Annotated in this window: 22 protein-coding genes; 15 read left to right on the top strand and 7 right to left on the bottom strand. The window is 41.2% G+C overall.

What is annotated here, in order from left to right; all coding sequences use genetic code 11:
• Positions 1-108 precede the first annotated feature (108 nt).
• The 3 genes from OW495_RS12195 to OW495_RS12205 all read left to right on the top strand — a co-directional run bounded on the left by OW495_RS12195 (position 109) and on the right by OW495_RS12205 (position 2,565).
• A complete protein-coding gene (locus OW495_RS12195; protein WP_102514278.1) occupies positions 109-657 on the top strand; it encodes a hypothetical protein in 549 nt (182 codons plus the stop codon).
• A 2-nt stretch (positions 658-659) separates the two neighbouring features.
• A complete protein-coding gene (gene mutM, locus OW495_RS12200; protein WP_102514279.1) occupies positions 660-1,469 on the top strand; it encodes a bifunctional DNA-formamidopyrimidine glycosylase/DNA-(apurinic or apyrimidinic site) lyase in 810 nt (269 codons plus the stop codon).
• Between the two features lie 91 nt (positions 1,470-1,560).
• The gene (locus OW495_RS12205) at positions 1,561-2,565 is read left to right on the top strand and encodes an NAD-dependent epimerase (RefSeq protein WP_102514280.1); all 1,005 of its coding nucleotides are present in this window, start codon (positions 1,561-1,563) and stop codon (positions 2,563-2,565) included.
• A gap of 70 nt (positions 2,566-2,635) precedes the next feature.
• Here the strand turns inward: OW495_RS12205 and coaD are convergent, their stop codons facing one another.
• Positions 2,636-3,118 (bottom strand): pantetheine-phosphate adenylyltransferase, encoded by a 483-nt coding sequence (coaD, locus tag OW495_RS12210; RefSeq protein ID WP_102514281.1) that lies wholly within the window; start codon positions 3,116-3,118, stop codon positions 2,636-2,638.
• A gap of 1 nt (position 3,119) precedes the next feature.
• Positions 3,120-4,184 (bottom strand): glycosyltransferase family 9 protein, encoded by a 1,065-nt coding sequence (locus OW495_RS12215; RefSeq protein WP_102514282.1) that lies wholly within the window; start codon positions 4,182-4,184, stop codon positions 3,120-3,122.
• Positions 4,185-4,280: 96 nt separating this feature from the next.
• On the opposite strand from OW495_RS12215, the gene OW495_RS12220 reads away from it, so the two are divergent.
• Complete coding sequence (locus OW495_RS12220; protein ID WP_102514283.1) at positions 4,281-4,994, top strand: 3-deoxy-D-manno-octulosonic acid kinase; 714 nt, start codon at positions 4,281-4,283, stop codon at positions 4,992-4,994.
• A gap of 6 nt (positions 4,995-5,000) precedes the next feature.
• On the opposite strand, the gene waaA is transcribed toward OW495_RS12220, so the two are convergent.
• Entirely contained in the window at positions 5,001-6,263 is a 1,263-nt protein-coding gene (gene waaA, locus OW495_RS12225) for a lipid IV(A) 3-deoxy-D-manno-octulosonic acid transferase (RefSeq protein WP_102514284.1), read from the bottom strand.
• Positions 6,264-6,395: 132 nt separating this feature from the next.
• Between waaA and OW495_RS12230 the strand changes: the two genes are divergently transcribed.
• The 10 genes from OW495_RS12230 to pseI are packed head-to-tail and all read left to right on the top strand — an operon-like array spanning position 6,396 to position 17,287.
• On the top strand, positions 6,396-7,427 hold the full coding sequence (locus tag OW495_RS12230) for a UDP-N-acetylglucosamine 2-epimerase (protein WP_099167213.1): 1,032 nt from the start codon (positions 6,396-6,398) through the stop codon (positions 7,425-7,427).
• Between the two features lie 9 nt (positions 7,428-7,436).
• The gene (locus tag OW495_RS12235; protein ID WP_099167214.1) at positions 7,437-8,522 is read left to right on the top strand and encodes a glycosyltransferase family 4 protein; all 1,086 of its coding nucleotides are present in this window, start codon (positions 7,437-7,439) and stop codon (positions 8,520-8,522) included.
• Positions 8,523-8,548: 26 nt separating this feature from the next.
• Positions 8,549-9,343 carry a glycosyltransferase family 2 protein gene (locus OW495_RS12240; RefSeq protein WP_076667708.1) on the top strand — a complete coding sequence of 265 codons (795 nt, stop codon included), beginning with the start codon at positions 8,549-8,551 and terminating at the stop codon, positions 9,341-9,343.
• A gap of 13 nt (positions 9,344-9,356) precedes the next feature.
• A complete protein-coding gene (gene pseB, locus OW495_RS12245; protein ID WP_050619734.1) occupies positions 9,357-10,370 on the top strand; it encodes a UDP-N-acetylglucosamine 4,6-dehydratase (inverting) in 1,014 nt (337 codons plus the stop codon).
• Entirely contained in the window at positions 10,367-11,542 is a 1,176-nt protein-coding gene (pseC, locus tag OW495_RS12250) for a UDP-4-amino-4,6-dideoxy-N-acetyl-beta-L-altrosamine transaminase (protein WP_099167215.1), read from the top strand. Before pseB ends, pseC begins: the two co-directional genes overlap by 4 nt.
• Positions 11,542-12,231 carry a pseudaminic acid cytidylyltransferase gene (gene pseF / locus OW495_RS12255; RefSeq protein ID WP_099167216.1) on the top strand — a complete coding sequence of 230 codons (690 nt, stop codon included), beginning with the start codon at positions 11,542-11,544 and terminating at the stop codon, positions 12,229-12,231. The genes pseC and pseF overlap by 1 nt, the downstream gene beginning before the upstream one ends.
• 4 nt (positions 12,232-12,235) lie before the next feature.
• On the top strand, positions 12,236-13,360 hold the full coding sequence (gene pseG, locus OW495_RS12260; protein WP_076667713.1) for a UDP-2,4-diacetamido-2,4,6-trideoxy-beta-L-altropyranose hydrolase: 1,125 nt from the start codon (positions 12,236-12,238) through the stop codon (positions 13,358-13,360).
• On the top strand, positions 13,347-15,533 hold the full coding sequence (pseH, locus tag OW495_RS12265; RefSeq protein WP_076667714.1) for a UDP-4-amino-4,6-dideoxy-N-acetyl-beta-L-altrosamine N-acetyltransferase: 2,187 nt from the start codon (positions 13,347-13,349) through the stop codon (positions 15,531-15,533). The genes pseG and pseH overlap by 14 nt, the downstream gene beginning before the upstream one ends.
• 11 nt (positions 15,534-15,544) lie before the next feature.
• Positions 15,545-16,246: a VOC family protein gene (locus OW495_RS12270; RefSeq protein WP_289886752.1), complete on the top strand. Its 702-nt coding sequence runs from the start codon at positions 15,545-15,547 to the stop codon at positions 16,244-16,246.
• A gap of 6 nt (positions 16,247-16,252) precedes the next feature.
• Positions 16,253-17,287, top strand: a complete 1,035-nt coding sequence (gene pseI, locus OW495_RS12275; RefSeq protein ID WP_076667716.1) for a pseudaminic acid synthase — start codon at positions 16,253-16,255, stop codon at positions 17,285-17,287.
• Positions 17,288-17,296: 9 nt separating this feature from the next.
• Here pseI and OW495_RS12280 read toward each other — a convergent pair whose 3' ends face one another.
• From OW495_RS12280 to rfaD, 4 genes are all read right to left on the bottom strand, one after another.
• A complete protein-coding gene (locus tag OW495_RS12280; RefSeq protein WP_076667717.1) occupies positions 17,297-18,382 on the bottom strand; it encodes a polysialyltransferase family glycosyltransferase in 1,086 nt (361 codons plus the stop codon).
• Positions 18,379-19,164, bottom strand: a complete 786-nt coding sequence (locus OW495_RS12285; protein WP_229634206.1) for an O-antigen ligase family protein — start codon at positions 19,162-19,164, stop codon at positions 18,379-18,381. Before OW495_RS12285 ends, OW495_RS12280 begins: the two co-directional genes overlap by 4 nt.
• A 406-nt stretch (positions 19,165-19,570) precedes the next feature.
• On the bottom strand, positions 19,571-20,524 hold the full coding sequence (lpxM, locus tag OW495_RS12290; RefSeq protein ID WP_076667721.1) for a lauroyl-Kdo(2)-lipid IV(A) myristoyltransferase: 954 nt from the start codon (positions 20,522-20,524) through the stop codon (positions 19,571-19,573).
• Positions 20,525-20,664: 140 nt separating this feature from the next.
• On the bottom strand, positions 20,665-21,606 hold the full coding sequence (rfaD, locus tag OW495_RS12295) for an ADP-glyceromanno-heptose 6-epimerase (protein ID WP_099167217.1): 942 nt from the start codon (positions 21,604-21,606) through the stop codon (positions 20,665-20,667).
• 151 nt (positions 21,607-21,757) lie between these two features.
• On the opposite strand from rfaD, the gene OW495_RS12300 reads away from it, so the two are divergent.
• Positions 21,758-22,921: a nucleotide sugar dehydrogenase gene (locus OW495_RS12300; RefSeq protein ID WP_102541697.1), complete on the top strand. Its 1,164-nt coding sequence runs from the start codon at positions 21,758-21,760 to the stop codon at positions 22,919-22,921.
• Positions 22,922-22,955: the final 34 nt, after the last annotated feature.

A 22,955-nucleotide genomic window follows, 5' to 3' on the forward strand; every position in this document is an offset into this window, starting at 1 on the left:
TTGCTCAGCATAGAATGTGTCGCCATTTTCACGATATACTGAACACTCAATAGGTTAGATGAGCAGAATTAGATGAGATATCGTGGACGTCGATGGAACAACATACTCATGTTAAGCGTGATCGCTTTTATTGGCGTGTTAAACCTTCCAACATTGATCAAAACGTACCTTATCGAACCTGAGCCTGAACTTCAGGCGAGCAGCCCTTATCCTTATCTTTTAAACCCAACAGCAGAGCTTCAAGCCTTACACTTTGCTAAGTGGTCGGTAGTGCAAGAAGACGGTCATTGGGTTTATCAAATGAAAGAGTCTGTCTCAGAGCAAAGTGTGAGTGCCCAAGAGTTATCGCAACGCTGGCAACAGCTAGTAGGCACGGAAGTCGACTCACAAACTTATACTGACCTTACTCCTCAGCTTAATACGCCACATACCATTGAAGTTTGGTATCAAGACCAAGAAGAGCCCCAGCGTATTACCTATTATCAACTTGCTGAGTTTTGGTTGCTAAAAAACTGGAATGATCAGTGGTTGGCGGTGTCTATTGAAGAGAGTTACTTGTTTCCAAGCTTTGGCTCAGAAGATTCATTTAAATCAGACCATCTCTTTAAAGCAGGCAAGCTATCTATATCAGAAAAATCACCTAAATCGGACGACTAACTATGCCTGAATTACCCGAAGTTGAAGTAAGCCGCATGGGGATCTCGCCTCATTTAGTCGGTGAGAAGATTAAATCCCTGACTTTTCGAACACCTAAGCTGCGCTGGGATATCCCACAAGAGCTTAAGCGACTAGAAGGACAGGTGATTCGCTCTATCTCACGCCGAGCTAAGTATCTATTGATTGAAACCGATACAGGCACAGCGATTGTTCATCTTGGTATGTCTGGTTCACTGCGCGTTTTAGATGCCGATTTCCCGCCAACAAAACACGATCACGTGGATCTTAAGCTAACCAATGGCAAGATATTGCGTTACAACGATCCGCGTCGCTTCGGAGCGTGGTTATGGTCGGCGCCTGATGAAATACACACTGTATTACTTGGTTCTGGTCCTGAGCCATTAACTGACGACTTCAACGCAGATTACATTGCTGAGAAAGCAGAAAAGCGTAAGGTTGTCGTCAAACAGTTCATTATGGACAACAAAGTAGTGGTCGGTGTGGGTAATATCTACGCCAATGAAGCGCTGTTTTCTTCACGAATTCATCCTTTGCGCCCCGCAAGCAAAGTAACAAAGGAAGAATGGGTCTTGTTGACCAGAGAGATCAAACAAGTACTCGCTACCGCCATCAAACAAGGCGGCACCACACTCAAAGACTTCGCCCAAGCGGATGGTAAGCCCGGATACTTCGCTCAAGAACTGCAAGTCTATGGGAAAGCGGGAGAAAAGTGCCCGAGTTGTGGTGAGAAACTTGAAGAGCAAAAAATCGGACAAAGGAATACGTTTTTTTGCTCTCAATGTCAGGTATAGAAAAACTGAACCTATGTTCACTTTTTTAAGCTAGTAGGTAGGCAGGCTATTAGCTACAATTACACTAATGATATAAATTGAGAATAGTAGAATGAAATATTTAGTAACTGGCGTTGCCGGTTTTATTGGCTCTGCAGTTTCAGAGAGACTATGTGCAGCAGGACATAAGGTTGTCGGCATTGATAACTTGAATGACTACTATGAAGTCTCTTTGAAACATGATCGCCTAAAGCGCATTGAGCATGAAAACCTAACCTTTATCGAGCTGGATCTTGCTGATAGAGAGGGCATGGCAACGCTGTTTGCTGAGCAAAAGTTTGACCGTGTGATTCATTTAGCAGCGCAAGCTGGCGTTCGTTACTCAATTGATAACCCAATGGCGTATGCTGACAGCAATCTTGTTGGCCACTTAGCTATTCTTGAAGGTTGTCGCCATAACAAGGTTGAACACCTCGTTTATGCTTCATCAAGCTCAGTTTATGGCTTGAATCAAAAAATGCCATTCCATACAGCAGACAGTGTTGATCACCCGATCTCACTGTATGCAGCGACCAAGAAGTCGAATGAGTTAATGGCGCATACCTATTCTCATTTATATGACGTACCGACGACCGGTCTACGTTTCTTTACTGTTTACGGCCCTTGGAGTCGCCCTGATATGGCGATGTTCAAGTTTGCGAACTTAATCGTTGCGGGCAAAGAGATCGACATTTATAACAATGGCGACATGATGCGCGACTTCACTTATATCGATGATATCGTTGAAGGTATTATTCGTGTTCAAGACCGTATTCCAGCTAAGCAGCCAGATTGGACTGTGGAGCAAGGCTCACCTGCAACCAGTTCTGCACCATATCGCGTATTTAACATCGGTCATGGTAGCCCGGTTAAATTAATGGATTACATTGAAGCATTAGAAGGTGCTTTAGGTGTTGAAGCGAAAAAGAACTTCATGGCAATGCAACCAGGTGATGTGTACGCGACTTATGCTGATACGGAAGATCTGTTTGAAGCTGTTGGCTACAAGCCTCAAGTTAAGATCCAAGAAGGAGCGAAAGCTTTCGCGGATTGGTATAAAGCCTACTACTCGCTGTAATAATTGATGGCTTTGAATTAAAAATAGCGCTCAATGAGCGCTATTTTTTTTTCGGGGTAGGTAAAGGGAATTACTTGGCTGTTTTGAGCTTTATTTCGTCTGCTACTTTTTGTGGAACAAACTGACTTATATCCCCACCGTGTATAGCGACTTCTCGAACTATAGTCGAAGAGAGGAATGCATACTCCTCTGAAGGCGTTAAAAATACACTTTCAAGGCCGGGCAGAAGTTTGCGATACATGCTAGTTAGTCCAAACTCGTACTCGAAATCCATGGTTGTTCTCAGACCGCGCACCAACACGTTTGCTTTTTGTTGTTTGGCAAAATCTACAAGTAACCCCGAAAATCCTTCAACAGATACATTAGACAGGTTAGCCACCGCATCACGTAGTAGCTCAACTCGTTCATTTAATTCAAACATGGTTTTTTTACTTGGACTCGCTGCAACTCCTACAGTGATATGGTCAAACATGCTAGCGGCACGAACGATAATATCAAGGTGCCCATTGGTGACCGGATCGAAAGTTCCTGGGTAGATAACGTGTGTGGTCATATTAGCTGTCCTTGCTTGGTGTTTTAATAGAGTTTAAGGCTTTGTCGAGTGTCTGCTTTACCATGTCGAGCGTGATGTCTTTCATCAAGTCATCGCCCTTCGCACGGGTTCCCCATGGAAGGTCTGCGACTGGCTTACCTTGTTGTGCTTCTACATGCTGTTGATAAACACTCACTACGATATCGAGATCATTGTAAGGTCCTGTTCTACGAGGATCGCTGTGTGCGTATAAGCCGATTACTGGGGTCGACTGTGTGGTCGCCAGGTGGGCTGGGCCGGTATCAGGTGCCAAAACAACCGTTGCATGTTTCAGTACGGCAGTCAGTTGCTTCAAATTCGTTTTGCCAATCAAGTTAGTAATTGGCGACTGGCATAATTTTTCGATGTCGTTACCCAGATTAACTTCTCTTGGTGCCGGAGAACCACATAACACCACTTGCATGTCTTGTTCGACAGCATAGTCAGCAATAGCTGCGTACCGCTCTGTTAGCCAGTTGCGAGAATCTTTGCTAGCAGCAGGGGAGATAACCAAAGTCGGTTTGTCTGCCATAGTGCTGATTGCTAATTGTTCATCTTCAGGTGTTAAAGGGATATTCCATTGAGGCTTATCGAAGGGTACACCAATGTAGCGAGCAAATTCGGCAAAGTTATCTAAAACATGAAATTTGTCTGAAATAGGCAGATGGCGATTAGTAAAGAGTGATTGCATTTCACGAGTTCGGTTTTTGCCAAATCCCACTTTGCACTTCGCCTTTATCCCCCAAGATAGCACGCTGGCTCTGAGTGCGGCTTGCATATGCAGAAGAGCATCAAATTTACGATCAGATAGCTGGTGCCATAATTCACGCATTCCTTTGAAGCCTTGTTTCTTATCGAAAATAATAACCTCAATGCCGGGTAGATCGCCGATCAGCATGGCTTCTATTTTACCTGTGATCCAAGTAATTTTCGTTTCAGGCCACTGCTTCTGGATGGCTTGAACCACAGAGATAGCATGACAAACATCACCAATCGCGGAGAGGCGAAGTATGCAAAGAGATTGAGGTGCAGTTGAGAACAGTGACATAAAGTGCCCGAAAAAAGTGAATAACATCAGAATTATGCAGATACTCGCATTAGTTGTAAAATAGCAATGACGAAAAGCGACCCAAAGGCCTCATAGATGGAAACGATTAGCACCAAGAACCAAACAATTTGGTACGACCCTGAACTTCTGGCTCAGGTACCAGAGGATGATATCGCTCAGATCTTCGAGGCTGAATACTGGCGAAAACGTGAAGCTATTTCAGGGAGTGCTCAAGGTCGTGGTACCACATGGTTCATTCAGCTTGATGGAATACAGGCCGCATTGCGCCATTATCGCCGTGGCGGATTGTTTGGGAAGCTAGTCGAAGACCAATATCGTTTTTCTGATTGGGAAAGCACGCGCTGTGCGATGGAGCTTAATGTTCTCAAGGTATTGGCAAACGCAGGTGTGAATGTACCGAAGCCCATTGCTGCTCGAGCAATTAGAAGCGGACTACTTTATCGAGCGGACTTAATGTCTGAACGAATTCCCAATGCCAAAGATCTGGTTGATGTCTTGGTTTCTGATCCGATAGATGCGGATGTTTATCAAAAGATTGGCCGCCAGATACGCAAAATGCACGATGCTGGGGTTAATCACACAGATCTCAATATCCATAATATCCTTCTTGATGATTCGCAAAATGTATGGATTATTGACTTTGACAAGTGTGGTCAACAAGCGGGTGAGGACTGGAAAGAAGGTAACTTGAATCGCTTAAAGCGCTCGTTCTTAAAAGAAGTGAACAAGCGCCAGATTCAATGGCAAGAGTCGGATTGGGAGCCTATGTTAAAGGGCTATCAAGGTTAATAGCTATCAGTTAAGAATGTATGCCAAGGTTTTATCCAACGCTCCTCGGTTCTGCTCAACAACTTGATAAGCCGCTAAGCCTTTATCTTTACGTAATTTAGGTTGGGTGAACAGCTCTCTGAGTTGGCTTGCAATGTCACAGCTATCTTGACAAATAACCACGGCATTGGCCTCCAGTAGCTTGTCTGTGATCTCGCTGAAGTTAAAATAGCTAGGGCCATTGAGTAAAGGTAACTGCAGGGCCGCCGGCTCTAGAAGATTGTGGCCACCTACCTTATCGCCCACAAGACTTCCTCCCATAAAGCACACATCAGATCCGCCGAGTAATACCAACATTTCTCCCATCGTATCCGCAATATATACTTCAACATCAGAGGTGATTGGTTGCTGACTTGTTCGAGTGATAGTCTTGAAGCCGTGCTCTTGAGCTAGCTCAGACACTTGGTTAAATCTCTCTGGGTGACGAGGCACAATCATCAGCAAGGTATTAGGATTGTCTTTAAGGAGCTGTTTATGAGCGTCTAAGATAATTTCATCTTCGCCTTGATGAGTGCTTGCAGCTATCCATACACAGCGTTCAAAGCCAATTTGTTCACGTAACGCTTTGCCTTTTGATACTTGTTCTGCTGAAACTTCAATATCAAACTTGATCGACCCAGTCACATGCACCGATGCTTTATCTAACCCTAATCGTATAAAACGCTCAGCATCACTTGGGTATTGGCAGAGTACTTGAGAAAGGTTTTTCGCTAGAAGGTTAAAGACGGATTGGAATTTTGCATAGCGTTGGCACGATCGCTCAGATAGGCGAGCGTTGAGTACTGAAATAGGAATCCTAGCTTTCGCGACACAGTGCAGTGTGTTTGGCCATAATTCTGTTTCCATGATTAGCATCTGTTTAGGCTGAACAGTTTTCAAGAAGCCTCGTACACACCAAGCAAAATCAATCGGCATGTAGCGGTGCTCGACTAAATCACTGATCTTATTTATTTGCTCAGCACCTGTGCTGGTCGTTGTGGTAACAATGATAGCTTGGTTTGGATTTCGTCGCTTCAGTTGCTTGATGATCGGTACGGCGGCAATAGATTCACCCACCGACACGGCATGAATCCAGATAGGATTCTTACCTTGAGTTTGCGGCGTGATCCCGAAATGCTCTTTCCAACGCTGACCAAAACTTGGCTTTCCTGGTTTACTCTTATAAAGCCCATACAGCAGTAGCGGAGAAGCTAATGACAATATGAGAGTATAGATAAGTCGTATAAGCATAAGAACAGTGACACCAGAAGGTAAAATCAATATTCAGAAGAGTATTTTCTTCAATCTCGAAAGTAAAGAGCGTTATAATTAAATGCTTAGTTGCGCTTTCAAACGGACATGGTGAATTTTATCTCATCGCTTATGCAAACCGATCAAACTTATCGTTTCTTGCTCTACGTCGAGCAAAATTATTCATTTGCTATTCTTCGCCCATTCTATGATTACGCGAAGCAGCTCGGCCATGAGGTTAAGTGGTTGCTTGTTGGTGACGAGGCTTCTGAACATCTTTTACTAGAGCATGAACAAAGCGTATCTTTAGCTGAAGCTGTCTCTTTTAACCCTTCAGCTGTTCTAGTGCCCGGAGATCGTGTTCCAGCGTTTATTCCAGGGGTGAAGGTACAAGTATTTCATGGTTTGAACGAGAGCAAACGAGGGAACTTATACCCTGAGCGTGGTCTATTTGATTTGTATTGCACAGAAGGCCATGAAAGAACGAGCTCATTGGAACCACTAGCTAAACAGCGCGGCTATTTTCAAGTAAAAGAGACTGGATGGCTGAAGCTAGATAGTTTGTTTAATTATCAAGCTGGTGAGAACCATTTTGAGAGACCTCAAATTCTATTTGCTTCCACTTTTTCGCCAAGCTTATCGTGTGCTGAGTTGGTTTATGAAGAATTAAAGCGCCTTAGCCAACTGAGTCAATGGCAATGGTTGGTGACATTACACCCTAAAATGAAGCAAGAGACACGGGCAAAATATCAGGCGTTAGAGGGCGATAATCTTCTGTTCTTCGACAATGACCGAGTGATTGAAATGCAACATCGTGCTGATGTTATGGTGTGTGACAACTCATCGATATTTCAGGAATTCTTGTTGCTCAATAAGCCTGTTGTCACGGTAAATAATCGAGACCCTCAAGCAAGCTTCATTAATATTGCTCAGGCTGAACAGTTAGAATCAGCTATTAAGCAAGCAATGCTAGCTGATGAAACTAGAGATAACGCTATCGCTAATTACGGCCCGTCAATAACGCCATATTTAGATGGGCAATCCTCAGCGAGAGTTCTGAGTGCTATTACTGATGTGCTAGAAAGCGGCTGGCAAGATAACAAGCCAAAAAATTGGATTCGTAACTTTAAAATCCGTAAATCATTAAACTATTGGAAATTCTAGGGCTGAATAATGAAAATATTAGTTTGTGCATCGTATCTACATGCTTGGAATAGTATTCGCCCTGAAGCGGAAATATTTGTAGAACTTGCAAATCAAGGTCACTCCGTGACAGTGATGACCCAAGGGGAGTCTGAATATGTCGATAGGCTTCGAAAAAATGGCATCAAGGTTATCGACTGTTATCCTAAAAGAAAAATTTGCTTTGATACGATTAAGAGAATTAGAAGCGAACTAAAGAGTGGGGCATATGACATATGTTACGCCTTTAACTCAAAAACTATACCTAATGCCGCATTTGCATGCGTTGGTCTCAAGGTGAAGCTGATTGCGTACCGAGGAACAACCGGTGGTTTGTATCGACATGATCCAAGTGCTTATCTGACTCAACTGCATCCTCGTGTAGATGGCGTAGTATGTGTGTCGGAGGCAGTTCGACAGGATGTTATCAAGCGAGTTTGGAAAAACAAAGATAATGTCGTGACTATTTATAAGGGACATCAATTAGAGTGGTATCAAGTCGAACCAACTTCTAGAGAGTCGCTTGAATTGAGCCAGACAGATGTTGTTGCCTTTTGTGCTGCGCACGTTCGCCCTAGTAAGGGGATTTCTACCCTCCTCGAAGCTACTAACTATATTACAACTCCCAATTTTCACCTTGTGCTCGCAGGCAGTGGCTATGAGCCTCACTTTGATGAGATGAAAAATAGCCCGATCTCAGATAGAATTCATTATATTGGTCATCGTAAAGACATCCCATCATTGATGGCAATGTCAGATATTCAAGTACAGCCATCAGTGAGTGGTGAAGGTTTACCGCGCACTATAATTGAAGCGATGGCAAATGGTACGGCGTCAGTAGTGACTACTACTGGAGGAGCACCAGAACTTGTAGAAGATGGTCAGACAGGTTTTGTTGTACCTACCGCCGACGCTCGGGCATTAGGCGAAGCAATTAATCATATCGCACAAGATAAACAGCAAAGCATTGAAATGGGTATTGCTGCTAAAGAGAGGCTAGCGCGTCATTTTAGTTCTAAAGTGACAGTTGCAGAACACTTAAAGTATTTTGAACGTCTACTAGGTCATTCAAACTAGCTCAATGAAAAAGGTATATTGATTCAATGAGAACATTATCAGCGTTAATTATCTGCAAGAACGAAGAAGACCGTATTCGACCTTGTTTCGAATCGCTAAAGGGTTTTGCTGATGAAATAATTGTTTATGATTCTGGTAGTACGGACAAAACAGTTGAAATAGCACGAGAATACACAGATAAAATCTGGGTTACAGAAGATTGGCCGGGAGATGGTTACCAAAAAGCTAGGGCTTTTGAGCAGGCTACGTGTGATTGGGCTTTAATAATCGATGCTGATGAGTACTTAGATGAAGAGATGAAATCAGAGATAACGCATCAATTAAGTGATCCCAAACTAGAAGAAGTTGCTTTTAAACTCCCTTGGGGAAATCTGATTCTAGGTAAACAAATGCGCTTTGGTCGATCGTCTAGAGCCCCTAAACGTCTTTTTAAGTGTGATGGAGCTTCGATCACTAAAGTGGTTGTGCATGCCAATGTAGAAACTGAAGGAAAAGTTTCTACTTTAAAGAAAGGTTTTTTGATGCATAACTCATTACGTGGCTTTGATCACCTTATGGAGAAGAGTCGTGTTTATGGTTGGGAAACCACGAAGAAGTACTACAGTAAAGGTAAACCGAGTTTGGGGATTCCGTTTGCAATTCTTCGTTCAGTTTGGACATTTTTCTTAATTTATATTATCCGTTTTGGGTTTCTAGACGGTAGTCGTGGTCTATTGATGGCGATGAACTTTGCTCAATCCTCATTTAATAAGTATGCAGGCCTGTGGTACTTAGAGCAAGAAGCTAAGCTGAAAAAAAATAAGCATTTAGATAAGAATTAATAGAGATTTTAGTATGTTAAACAATAAGACAGTATTGATTACAGGTGGCACAGGTTCATTTGGTAAACAGTTCATTAAAACGATTTTAGAGCGCTATCAAGACGTAAAGAAAATCATCATATTTTCTCGTGATGAACTAAAACAGTTTGAAATTAAGCAAAACTATCCTCAAAAAGATTACCCACAATTACGTTTCTTCATCGGTGATGTGCGTGATCGTAACCGTATGATTCAAGCCTGTGAAGGTGTTGATGTAATTATTCATGCTGCGGCAATTAAGCAAGTTGATACAGCAGAATACAATCCGACCGAGTGTATTCGTACTAATATTGATGGGGCTGAAAATGTAATTAATGCCGCACTACAGTGTGGTGTAAAAGATGTAGTAGCACTATCTACGGATAAAGCGTGTGCTCCGATTAACCTATATGGTGCAACTAAGTTAGCTTCTGATAAATTATTTGCAGCAGCTAATAATATTCGTGGCTCTAAAGATATTCGTTTTAGTGTTGTTCGTTACGGCAACGTTATGGGCTCTCGAGGCTCAGTTATTCCGTTCTTTATGCAGAAGAAAGAAGAAGGTGTATTACCAATTACCCATGAAGAGATGACTCGTTTCAATATATCTCTTCAGGATGGTGTAAACATGGTGATGTACGCTATCGAGAACCATATTGGTGGTGAAATTTTTGTACCCAAGATCCCATCTTACAAAATATTAGACATTGCAGAAGCGATTGCGCCTGGTATGCCAACTAAAGTTGTTGGTATTCGTCCTGGTGAAAAGCTTCATGAAGAAATGATTACGGATACTGACTCTCTTAATACGATTGACCTAGGGCGTTATTACGCGATTCTTCCGTCGGTATCTTTTACATACACAGAAGATGAATACATGAATCATCATAAAGCTGAAAAAGTCCCGTTCGGTTTTAAGTACAACTCAGGTACGAATACTGAGTGGGAAACGATTGAAGGTCTACGCGACCTAATCAAAGAACATGTTGACCCTAAATTTACAGTGTGAGTAAAACAGTGATTCCATATGGCAAGCAAGATATCAGTCAGCAAGACATTGATAGTGTAGTTGATGTTCTTAAATCTGATTTCCTAACTCAGGGACCACAAGTTCCTGCGTTTGAAAAAGCGTTAACAGAATATACTGGTGCTCAGTATGCGTTAGCAGTGAATAGCGCAACCTCCGCTCTACATATTGCTTGTCTTGCTTTGGGTTTAGGCAAAGGTGATTGGCTTTGGACATCTCCTATTACTTTTGTTGCGTCTGCAAACTGTGGTCTTTATTGCGGTGCAAAAGTGGATTTTGTCGACATCGACCCAGACACATACAACATGTGCCCTAAGCGACTTGAAGAGAAGCTCATCAAAGCAAAAGCTGAAGGTAGGCTGCCAAAAATCGTAGTGCCAGTACATTTATGCGGACAGCCTTGTGATATGGAATCCATTGCTAAGCTAGCCAAAGAATACGGCTTTAAAGTCATTGAAGATGCTTCTCATGCTATTGGTGGTAAATATCATGATCAACCAATTGGTAACTGTGAACATTCTGATATTACTGTTTTCAGTTTTCACCCCGTGAAAATTGTGACAACGGCGGAAGGTGGCGCAGCGTTAACCAATCAGAAAGAGTTAGCTGATAAAATGACGCTGCTGCGTAGTCACGGTATTACGCGTGATCCAGAGTTGATGTGTGGTGAGTCTCATGGCGGTTGGTATTACCAACAAATAGACCTTGGATTTAATTATCGTATGACAGAGCTGCAAGCTGCACTAGGTGTGAGCCAAATGAATCGCTTGAATGAGTTTGTTTCTGCTCGTCACGAATTAGCACAAGGCTATTATACTAAGTTAGAGAATTTACCAATTGTTCTGCCTTATCAGCTTCCTGATACCTACTCAGGGTTACATTTGTTCGTGATTCGTTTGAAACTAGATGATATTTCACTCAGTCATCAACAGGTTTTTGATGCGCTACGCGAGCGTGGTATCGGTGTGAATTTGCATTATATTCCAGTACATACCCAGCCGTATTATCAAGACTTAGGTTTCACTGAAGGGGAGTTCCCTGAATCCGAACAGTACTACCGCGAAGCGATTTCTCTGCCGATGTTCCATGGTATGACGGAAGCTCAACAGAATACGGTTGTCGACGTATTAACTGATATTCTAAAAGGTGCGTAATGAAAATAGCGATAATTCCAGCTCGCGGGGGGAGTAAACGCATCCCGCGAAAAAATATTAAAGATTTTAACGGAAAACCGATCATTGCGTACTCTATAGAAGCCGCATTGGCATCTGGATGCTTTGATAAGGTCATCGTATCAACGGATGACGCTGAAATTGCTGAAGTCGCAGAGCAGTATGGCGCAGAAGTACCGTTTATGCGTCCAGCAGACGTTTCGGATGATTTTGCCACAACGGCAGACGTTCTGTTGCATGCTATTGATTGGTACGAAGAACAGTCGCAGTCTATTGAATACCTGTGTTGTATATACGCAACCGCACCCTTTATCGATGTCAACGACATACGCAATACCTATAAGTTGCTACTAGAGTCACCCTCTGCTGATTACTGTTTCCCTGTTTGTGAGTTTCCATTCCCAATACAAAGAGGCGTAAAGTTGACTCAAGGACAACGTGTTGAGATGTTCCAACCAGAATATTTCAACACCCGATCTCAGGATCTTGAGGTCGGGTATCATGATGTAGGGCAATTTTATTGGAGTAAACCAAGCGCTTACCGTCAAAAGATCCCTATGTTTTCAGATAAAGCAATTGCATATCCTATCTCTAGGAAACGAGTTGTTGATCTTGATACCCCTGAGGATTGGGATTTTGCTCTATTACTTTCTCAAGCATTAAAAGGTTAGATAGGTGCTTATTGGTATTCGCGTTGATGCGTCGTTCAAGATGGGGACGGGGCATGCATTCAGAATGCTCACACTTGCACGTAAGTTAGAGAGCAATGGACATCAAGTCGTTTTCATATGTCGAAAATTGGGAGGTAACTTAATTAATTTCATTGAAGAGAGTTTCAATGTTATTAGTTTACCTGAGCCGGACGGAGAGGAGACTCACAACACGCATTGTGCTCATGGTAATTGGTTGGAAGTCCCTTATCAAACTGAGATTGTACAAGTACAAGATGTCGTATCTCATTATCTATCTGGTCTAACTCGAACAAAGTTGGACTGGTTGGTAATCGATCACTACGCGTTAGATGAGCGCTTTCAAGTGGCTTTGAGGCCACTCTCTTGCTATATGCTTCAAATCGACGATTTGGCTGATAGAGTTCATGATGTAGACATGTTACTGGATCAGAATTATTACTCTTTAGGTAAAAGTCGCTATGATGCTTACCTTCCCAACTCAACCAAGCGCCTGTGTGGCCCTAAATATGCTTTATTGAGAGATGAGTTCCGTGAAAGTAGAAAGCATCTGTCAAACTATACGCAGCGCTTGTCTAAAAGAAAAGTCGTGTTGTTTTTCGGGGGTATTGATTGGGCTAATGAAACATCAAAAGCGTTACACGGACTATTGAGTGTAAATAGTGGTGATCATCTTGATGTGATTATTGGGATGAACAACCCTCACAAGCAACAGTTAGAAGCGTTGTGTGCTGAACATGAGACTAGGGTGACCCTTCATGTCCAAGTGAAAAATATGATGGATTATTTCTCAGGCGCCTACCTATATGTTGGAGCAGTCGGTGCAACAACGTGGGAAAGGTGTGTGCTTGCCCTTCCTGGCATCGTATGCTCGGTCGCAGATAATCAAACTCAGCTTGCTAAAGATTTACATGACATAGACGGCCATTGCTATTTGGGCTTGAACTCCGAGCTATCATCACAAGATTACGCGCTTGCATATCAGCGTTTTATTTCTCAAAAAGAACGTCTCTTGAGTCAATCTTCCATTTGCGGTGAGCTCGTTGATGGCAAAGGGTGCGAAAGAGTCGTTGAACACCTAGAAGAGATTTCAACAAATGACAACATTTAGTCTCCGCCCTGCACAAGAAGGCGATAAGTGGGCAGTGTTAGGGTGGCGCAATCACGCTGATGTGCGTGCTGTGATGTTAACTGACCATATTATCTCTAAAACTGAACATTCTGCGTGGTGGGATAAAACCATGCTAATGGACCAAAGACAGATTTTAATATTCTGTCGTGATGAGAAACCAGTAGGTGTAGTGACCATTTATTCATGGGAGCAAGATAAGGCGACAGCATGGTGGGGTTTTTACCTCAATAACAGTGCGCTTGAACAAGCTGAGAAAACAGCCATTTGGCTTGAGCTTGAACAAGCTGTAATTCACTATGCGGGTAAAACATTAAAGGTTCATGAGTTGTATTGTGAATCACTAAGACAGAATCAGCTCGCGTGGAAATTACATCAAAAAAGTGGTTTTGTAGAATGCGATACTCCTGTAGATGCGACTGACACTGCAAAAAATGTCGTTTACATGAAATATGTTTACCCAGAAAACAAGCTAGATAAACGTCATCGGTTGTACCTATTCGCATCTCATAATACCGACTTTTTGTCAGATACCTTAACGAAGCATATTAAGGCATATACTAAGTTTCCTTATAAAATTGCGACAGCGGAATTTGGTCGGTATCAGTTGGATCTTCTGGACTCTGAGAATATTGATATCAATGATGTATCTTCTTGTTACGTTTTTATTGAGCGAATTGAAGACTTCTTTTCTGATATCTATACATTGCCAACAGAAGAGTCCTTGTTACAAATAGAGCAACGTGTGTTGCAATACCTTGTATTTATCAAGAGTATTGCTCAGCGAGGAAATCGGATATTTGTTGCTGATTTTGCCATTCAGAAGGGCTTTCCTTTTTCGATTTCTGAACAATTATCAGACTCAAAAATTCAGAGGTTAATTCAGGAATGGAATAAAACGCTTTATACGATGAAAACCGAGAATTTGGTTGAAGTTATTCCTTACACTCAAATCATCAAGCGCGCTGGGCAAAGTTTCTCGAATAAATATTGGTATATGGCAAGAGCACCGTTTTCCATTCAATTTCTGGAAGCGTACAGCCAGGCATTAATTGGTATTATTTTTGCGGCAAATGCACTTTCTGCTCGAGTCTTAGTGCTTGATCTTGATAATACCTTGTGGAAAGGGATCATTGGTGACGATGGAAAAGACGGTATTAGCTTGGGGGGAGACTACCCAGGCAATATTTACAAAGATCTTCAATCGCTCTTCCTCACACTAAAATCCAGAGGTATTTTGCTGACTATATGCAGTAAGAATACTGAGGAAGTGGCGCTAGATGCAATTGAAACCCATCCGGAGATGCGTCTTAGAGCGAAAGATTTTGTCAGTCATCGAATAAATTGGGAACCGAAATCACAGAATATTCATGCATTAAGTAAAGAGTTAAACCTTGGCTTATCATCTTTTTGTTTCATCGATGATAACCCTGTAGAGCGTGCTGAAGTGCGCCGAAATGCACCAGACGTTTTTGTACCTGAGCTACCGGAAGATCCTGCTGAATGGTCCCAGTACCTTTGTAATCTTCCTGAACTTTGTGTCGCGCAAGTGAGTGAATCTGATAAACGACGTTCGGATCTCTACAAACAGAGAGTGGACATTCAGAATACCCAGACCGAATTTGTTGACCGAGCGTCATTTATCAAAAGTTTGGGAATGGAAATATGTGTAGAAGCATTGAATTCAGATAACTTCGAGCGGACACATCAACTCTTTAATAAAACGAATCAATTCAACACAACGACAACACGCTATAGCAAAGAACAATTGAGTGAATGGATGAGGGCCTCTGATTATCAAGTAATCCATGTCCGCTCTAAAGACAAATACTCCAAAGAGTATGAGGGCGTCGCAGCACTGGTTATCGTGAAACAGGATAACCAGTGGATCATTGATAATTTCGTGATGTCATGCCGCGTGATGGGGAGAGATATTGAACATGTCATATTGAGCAAGCTGATTCTTTTAGCGAGTGAGTCTTCCTTGAATTCTGTGGTTGGTCGCTTTATTGCGAGTTCAAAAAATATGCCAGTTCGAGATCTTTACAAGAACAATCACTTTGCTTCAGATGATAAAGAGCAGTGGGTATTCGACTTAGCAGAGCAGTCGTTGCCGTCGGAACCTAACCTAATGACTCTAAATTGGAAGGCGTAGGAGAAATTTATATGAATGCAATGTTTTCAGCTTTAGGTGTACTTCATGTTGATCACTATGCTGTGACGACGAAAGACTTGATTGCTACATTGAAAGATTTTTTATCTATTCCCGGAGCTAAGTTACTTCGAGGACCTGGAGAAAACCCAGCACAACAAGTGTACTATGCATTTGTGGAGCTCAATGGTATGGGAGTGGTAGAGATACTTGCACCACTAGATGACCATTCTCCGATTATTGGACATCTAGGTTCAGGTGGTGGTGCTTACCATCTTTGTTATGCCGTGCAGGACATTGATAAAGCTATCAAAGTTGCAGAGCAGGATTTTGGTGCAAAACTTGTGGTTGCTCCTCGTGCCGATGGAGCATTTGATGGTCGTAGAGTCGCTTTTCTTGTCCATCCAAATCATGGTTTGTTTGAGTTACTTGAAGCTTATCCTGTAAACTCAATGCCAGTATCCCTTCAGCCTATTAAACTTGAGGTTGTAGATTCGAGCAAAGAGAAGCTCATGGAAATCTATCGTTCGGTTATTGATAGTGAACGGGTTGATTACGATGGGACGGACATGGCGAATTGCCCTGAATGGGACTCTTTTAAACACTTGATGTTAATAATGGAAGTTGAAAAGCAGTTCGAAATATCGATACCAGCGTCTGATATGTCGACGTTGGAGTCGTTGAAAAAGATTGAAAGTTACCTGACAAATAAGTAGGAAATAATGAAGATAGCAGATAGAGAAATTGGTAGGGGTCATAAACCTTACATCATAGCGGAGATGTCAGGTAACCATAATGGTGATATCACTCGCGCAATTGAATTAATTAAAGCAGCGAAAGATGCGGGTGCAGATGCTGTTAAATTGCAGACTTATACGGCGGATACCATCACAATTAATCACGATAGTGAAGAATTCATGATTCGTGGTGGTTTATGGGATGGTGCCAAACTATTTGACCTGTACGAGCAGGCGCATACACCTTGGGAGTGGCATAAGATACTGTTTGATGAGGCAGAAAAGCTTGGGATCACTATCTTTAGCTCTCCATTTGATCATACAGCTGTCGATTTCCTAGAAAGTTTGAACGCACCTGCGTATAAAATCGCATCATTTGAGCTAATTGACTTACCATTGATTCGCAAAGTAGCTGAAACTGGTAAGCCGATGATTATGTCGACTGGTAATGCGAATTTGGCTGAAATTGAAGAAGCGGTTGCTGCAGCGAAAGGAGCAGGCGCTTTAAATATCGTACTTCTTCATTGCACAAGTGGTTATCCAACTCCAGCATCTCAAGCAAATATTTCTACAATGGCTGTTATGCGTGACGCTTTCGGAGTAGAAGTCGGCTTATCAGATCATACTATGGATATTGGTGTATCGGTTGCTGCTGTAGCATTGGGAGCATGTGTGATCGAAAAGCACTTCACGCTTGCGCGTGCAGATGGTGGCCCTGATTCGGCTTTCTCTTTAGAAAAAGAAGAGCTAAAGTCACTAGTAACAAATTGTACTATGGCTTTTGAAGCTATAGGAGCTCCAAATTTTGTAAGCACAGAGGCAGAGCTACAGACTAAATGTCATCGCCGTTCACTTTATGTTGTTAAAGACATTAAGAAAGGTGAAGTATTTACAGAAGAGCATGTTCGTTCAATCCGTCCAGGTAATGGCATATTGCCAAAATACCTTGATGATGTTTTGGGAAGCAAGGCAACACAAGATCTTAGATTTGGAACCCCTTTAGATTTTAAGCACTACTAGCCACAAACTCTAGAGGAAGCTAAAGGCTTCCTCTAGACGTTCCTTTAAGATGCTAGGGTTATCTTTCCAAGATATAATCTGTTCGTTAAAGTGCCCCATTTCTTCATCTCTGATCAGTTTTCGCCTTTCACAAAATTGTTCAAACCCTAGCCCTGCTGTTGAATTAATAGAAGCAACAATCACCTTCTTAGGGCTATTAAGAAGCTCTAATTCCAATGGGTGTTTGACTGAAAGAAATTTATCTTCATCAAAATAAGGAAGATAATTCTTTATGTCTTCACTAGGATGAAGCTTTATAAAGTAAGGCTTCCCTTCTCTCTCCATATATCTTGCTATACATTGATGTATATAGAAAAAGTAATCTTCATCTTTAAGCATGTTAGCAAGATTTGATGATAGTGGTTGAGTAGCGATAATAACGATACTGTTTTGAACATTTACTAATTTTGGAGTGAACTTAAAAACAGTGTTTATTGATGGTAAACCTTCTGATTTCCCAAGAAATTCAATAGCTTTTCCTTTTTCTCTTACTGAAATCGGTAACTTCTCTGGCCACACTACATTGATAGTAGTACAGCGTTTGCTTTCCCCCATAACCCAAGTATTAAGGCCCTTAAGGTTTATTGGGTTTAAGTATTTACTTATCCCCTTCTTTGGTATCTTATAATAATTCCCAACTCCATCCTCTATAATTTCATAATTTTTTATTAACAACTTAAAAATGCGAGCAACTTTGTTTTTGTCATTGAAAATAAACAAGGATAAATTATTAAAATCACTTGGCTTCAATATTTTTAATTTTATTAGTTGATAGGATACTAATTTTATTAATTGTTCGTTTGGCTGTATGTTTCTCATGGATAGGAATAATGTTAACTTTCCAAGCCAAGACTTTTTTAAATTGAAAATTAGTTCTTTTCGACTGATTAATATTATTTCTATGTTTTCACTTTTAATGTTTTTATTTATCTTGTCCTTGTCGATTCCTTGGTAATCATAGAAAAACAAAATAGTAGAATGTTCACTTGGTTGGTAACAAGATTTTGATATTGAAAATAAAAAGTGTCTTAGTGTAGAACAAACATAGAGATTCATGCGTGCGTCCTATCTGCTTTTAATTTATTAATTAAAAATATAGACGTTAGTAAATAAAGAAAGTAAGTACCAGGGTGAGACAGCGGCACGTAGCTAAGTCCTGCTACAAATATAAATACTGGCATAACTATCAGTAGTGAGGAATGGTCAGAGTTAAAGTTTTTAAGTCCATAAATAAATGGAATTACCAAAACTCCAATATATAAAATTAGACCAATGAATCCATATTTTACCGTTCTGTCTATAATGCTGTTATGAAAGTTCTTATTATCAAACCTAGCGAGAGATTTTTTAACGTCACCTTTTTTATACATTTCCTGAATGAGTTCTAGGTGTTTAGTCTGACCTAATCCTAACCATGACTTCTCAGTTTTTATAATATCATAACCAGCGGTCCATAATTGTACCCTTATTCCCCATGATGAATTTAGATTCCCTTTTGTAAGAAGTTCAACCTCCTTCATTGAGCGGTCAACTCTACTTTCAATAACGGGGTAGCTCAAGGCAATGACTGTTGTAAATAATAGTAGGCTAATAAGAGTAAGTTTCCAGTTTCTTTTTTTTATAAATATGAGAGAAATAATTGTGATATATACTGCGATCAAAGCAAGCCATGTACCTCTTGTATCGATAAGTATGACATTAATACTAAGAAGAATGAAGCTTAGAGTTGATAGTACGGATAATAACCTGTTTTTGCTGGTGTAGCTTAGATAAAGAGCAATTATCGATAATAAACCGGTATAATTTGAGTAAGGGATCGCATTTAAAGGGAGATTCATCCGACTTAAATTTTTTATCTCGATTATATTTATAGTTTGGTAAGATATGTATATAGAACTCAACGTAATAACAAATATTAATGACTTGTAACGAATATTTTTAGGGAGTGATATTAGTGAGTATAAAGCTGTACTGATTAGAACTCTTATTTCGGAAGAACTATATCCAGTTTGGTGGTACTTTAATGAAGCATAAATGGCACATATGAAGACTATCCCAACCATATTGTTGAAATTAAAAACAAGGTTCTCATTATCATCGAAAAGGCAAAATATTAATTTTGTGACTAACGATATTATTATCAACGTAACTAAGATCTTATCACCGTTGTTAATAATGAAAAGACCACTAATAGCCCAGTAAAGTGGCAGTAAGTGTATAAATTGTATTAGTTTTCGAAACATATTATTTATAAGGGTTGATATTGTTTTCAGGACGAGTCTTAAGCAGTCTTAAGATCCACATATATTGTTCTGGGTTCTTACTCACGTAATCTTCAATACATTGATTCATCATGCGTGCGTCCTCTTCTTCACTTCCTGTTGGGAAGGGTAGAGAAGGGTAGAAGTCCAAGGTGTATTGGCCAATACTGCTATCGTATTGAGCAAACAAAGGAACTATTTTAGCTTTACTCAGTTTCGATAGCCGACCAAGACCTGAAATTGTTGCTTTTTGAGTCGCGAAGAAGTCAACGAAGACACTGTGCTCACGGCCAAGATCTTCATCAGGGAGGTAGTAGCCAAGGTACCCATCACGCACTGACTTGATGAAAGGTTTGATACCACCACTGCGATCATAAACACGACCACCATATTGCACGCGCTGTCGGTGCATCAACCAGTCACTGAGTTTGTTTTTCTGAGCTTTCGCCATCGCAGATACCGGAAGGTCACGTGATGCTAATAATACCGCTGGGATATCGATAGCCCATGTGTGTGGTACCAGCAAGATCACATTCTCGCCGCTGTCCGTAATATCGGTTAGGTTACTCAGGCCGTTTATCGAAGTGTTGTTCTCTAGCCAAGTTTTACTCTTGAGTGTCAGTGAAGCAAATCCCATCAAAAACGATATAGATGTAACGTATGACTGATAGAGAGTTTCTTCGCGTTGTTCTACAGATTGCTCGGGAAAGCACATCTCAAGGTTTACGCGAGCTCGGCGGTTAGCCTTATTCTTGATTTTTACAGCTTGTTTAGCCATAAACTTAGCGAGTGCTAAACGAATGCTATTAGGTAAGAAGCAGACTAAAGACGATAACAGAACAGCAATCCAAGTGCCCCAGTATTTAGGTGCTAGAAATCCCCATTCAAACTCAGGATTGTAAGCTTTTGGATCAAAATCATTGCGTTGTGTGGTCATTCGTTCACTACATTATTTAAATCAGAGAGTTAACTTTATATCGGTCACTCAGGGAATTATTATGTTTACTAGATTCTCCAATAGTGCCCCCTAAAAGTAGGGGGCACTATTAGTCTTAATCTGAAATATAAAGCTTACAACTATGCGTTTACGAGCTTCATGTATTCAGCGACACCATCTGCCACTGTTCTAAACTCGATATCGCAACCAGTACTGCGAAGCTTCGTTAAGTCAGCTTGAGTGAATTCTTGGTAAGCGCCTTTCAAATGTTCAGGGAAAGGAATCGTTTCGATTTCACCTTTGCCGTGGTACTTGATTACTGCTTTTGCGACTTCTTCAAAAGATTCTGCGTTACCTGTACCTAGGTTGAAAATACCTGAAGCACCGTTTTCTAGGAACCATAGGTTTACTGCTGCTACATCACCGACATACACAAAGTCACGCTTGAAGGTTTCGCTGCCTGCGAACAACTTAGGGTTTTCACCGGCATTCATTTGGTTGTTTAAGTGAAATGCTACTGAGGCCATGCTGCCTTTGTGTTGCTCGCGTGGACCATAAACATTGAAGTAACGGAAGCCAACGATTTGTGGAAGTGTTTCGTTATGCGCTTCGGCATCCGCGGTTAGGCGACGAACGTAGTTATCAAACTGCTGTTTTGAGTAGCCGTAGACATTCAATGCACCTTCATATTCTCGCTCTTCAATGAAAGTATCAGTTTCACCGTACGTTGCAGCGGAAGAGGCATATAGGAAGGGAATTTCACGCTCAACACAGTAATGAAGTAGCTCTTTTGAGTACTCATAGTTGTTAAGCATCATGTATTTGCCATCCCACTCAGTGGTAGCAGAGCATGCACCTTCATGGAAAATAGCTTCAATATGACCGAAATCATCACCGGCCATAACTTGAGTTAAAAAATCATCACGATCCATGTAATCCGTGATGTCTAGGTCTACAAGGTTCTTAAATTTCTTACCATCTTTTAAGTTGTCGACGACCAGAATATCGTTGTGGCCCGCTTCATTTAGCGCCTTAACAATATTGCTGCCAATCATGCCAGCACCACCAGTTACGATAATCATAATTTCTAACTCTTTTGAATACAAAACTGTCATGAGTATAGCAAGAAATGGATAAAGCGGGCTAGTGGAATAATTCCCCAACCAGAGTATGATACGGCAAGCTAAGTTATAAATTATGTTGAGTTAATTACTCAAAACTATAGGTATTATCATGAAGATTGCAGTAGCCGGTACTGGGTATGTAGGTCTATCAAACGCAATGCTGTTAGCACAACATCATGAAGTAGTCGCGGTAGATATCATCGATGAAAAAGTGACAATGCTGAATAATAAGCAGTCACCGATTGTAGATAATGAGATTGAGCACTTTCTATCAAGTAAGGTTCTGAATTTCAGAGCGACAACAGATAAAGCGGCTTACAAAGATGCTGAGTTTGTCATCATTGCTACTCCAACCGATTATGATCCAAAAAATAATTATTTTGATACCAGTTCTGTAGAATCGGTCATTAAAGACGTCATGGATATCAATCCAAATGCTGTCATGGTGATCAAATCAACGGTGCCTGTTGGTTATACTGAGCGCGTTAAGCAAGAGCTAAACTGTGAAAACGTCATGTTCTCACCAGAGTTTTTGCGCGAAGGTAAGGCTTTATTCGATAATTTACACCCGTCTCGTATTATCGTTGGTGAGTGCTCTGAGCGCGCTAAAGTGTTTGCGAATCTGCTGGTTGAAGGCGCAGAAAAAGAGAACATCGATGTTTTGTTTACTAACTCAACAGAAGCAGAAGCGGTAAAACTGTTCTCAAATACCTACCTAGCGATGCGTGTTTCTTATTTCAATGAGCTTGATTCTTACGCGGAAGCGCATGGTTTGGACTCACGTCAGATCATTGAAGGCGTTGGTTTAGACCCTCGAATTGGTAATCACTATAATAACCCTTCATTTGGCTATGGTGGTTACTGCTTACCAAAAGACACCAAACAGCTGTTAGCTAACTATCAAGATGTACCAAACAACATTGTGGGTGCCATTGTCGATGCTAACCGCACTCGTAAGGACTTCATTGCTGATTCAATTATCAAGCGCTCGCCTAAAATTGTCGGTATTTATCGTTTGATCATGAAGGCTGGTTCGGACAACTTCCGTGCGTCGTCGATTCAAGGAATCATGAAGCGCTTGAAAGCTAAAGGTATCGAAGTAGTCGTATTCGAACCAGTATTAGAAGAAGAGCATTTCTTTAACTCGAAGGTTTATTCTGACCTAGAAGAGTTCAAAGCCGTATCAGATGTGATTGTTTCTAACAGAATGGTAGAAGAAATCGCAGACGTTGCAGATAAGGTTTACACACGAGACCTCTTTGGCAGTGATTGATTACAGTTGAATTTTAGCACTTGCTAATTAGACC

The sequence above is a fragment of the Vibrio sp. 14N.309.X.WAT.E.F5 genome, assembly GCF_030397615.1.
Classification (GTDB): Bacteria; Pseudomonadota; Gammaproteobacteria; order Enterobacterales; family Vibrionaceae; genus Vibrio; species Vibrio lentus.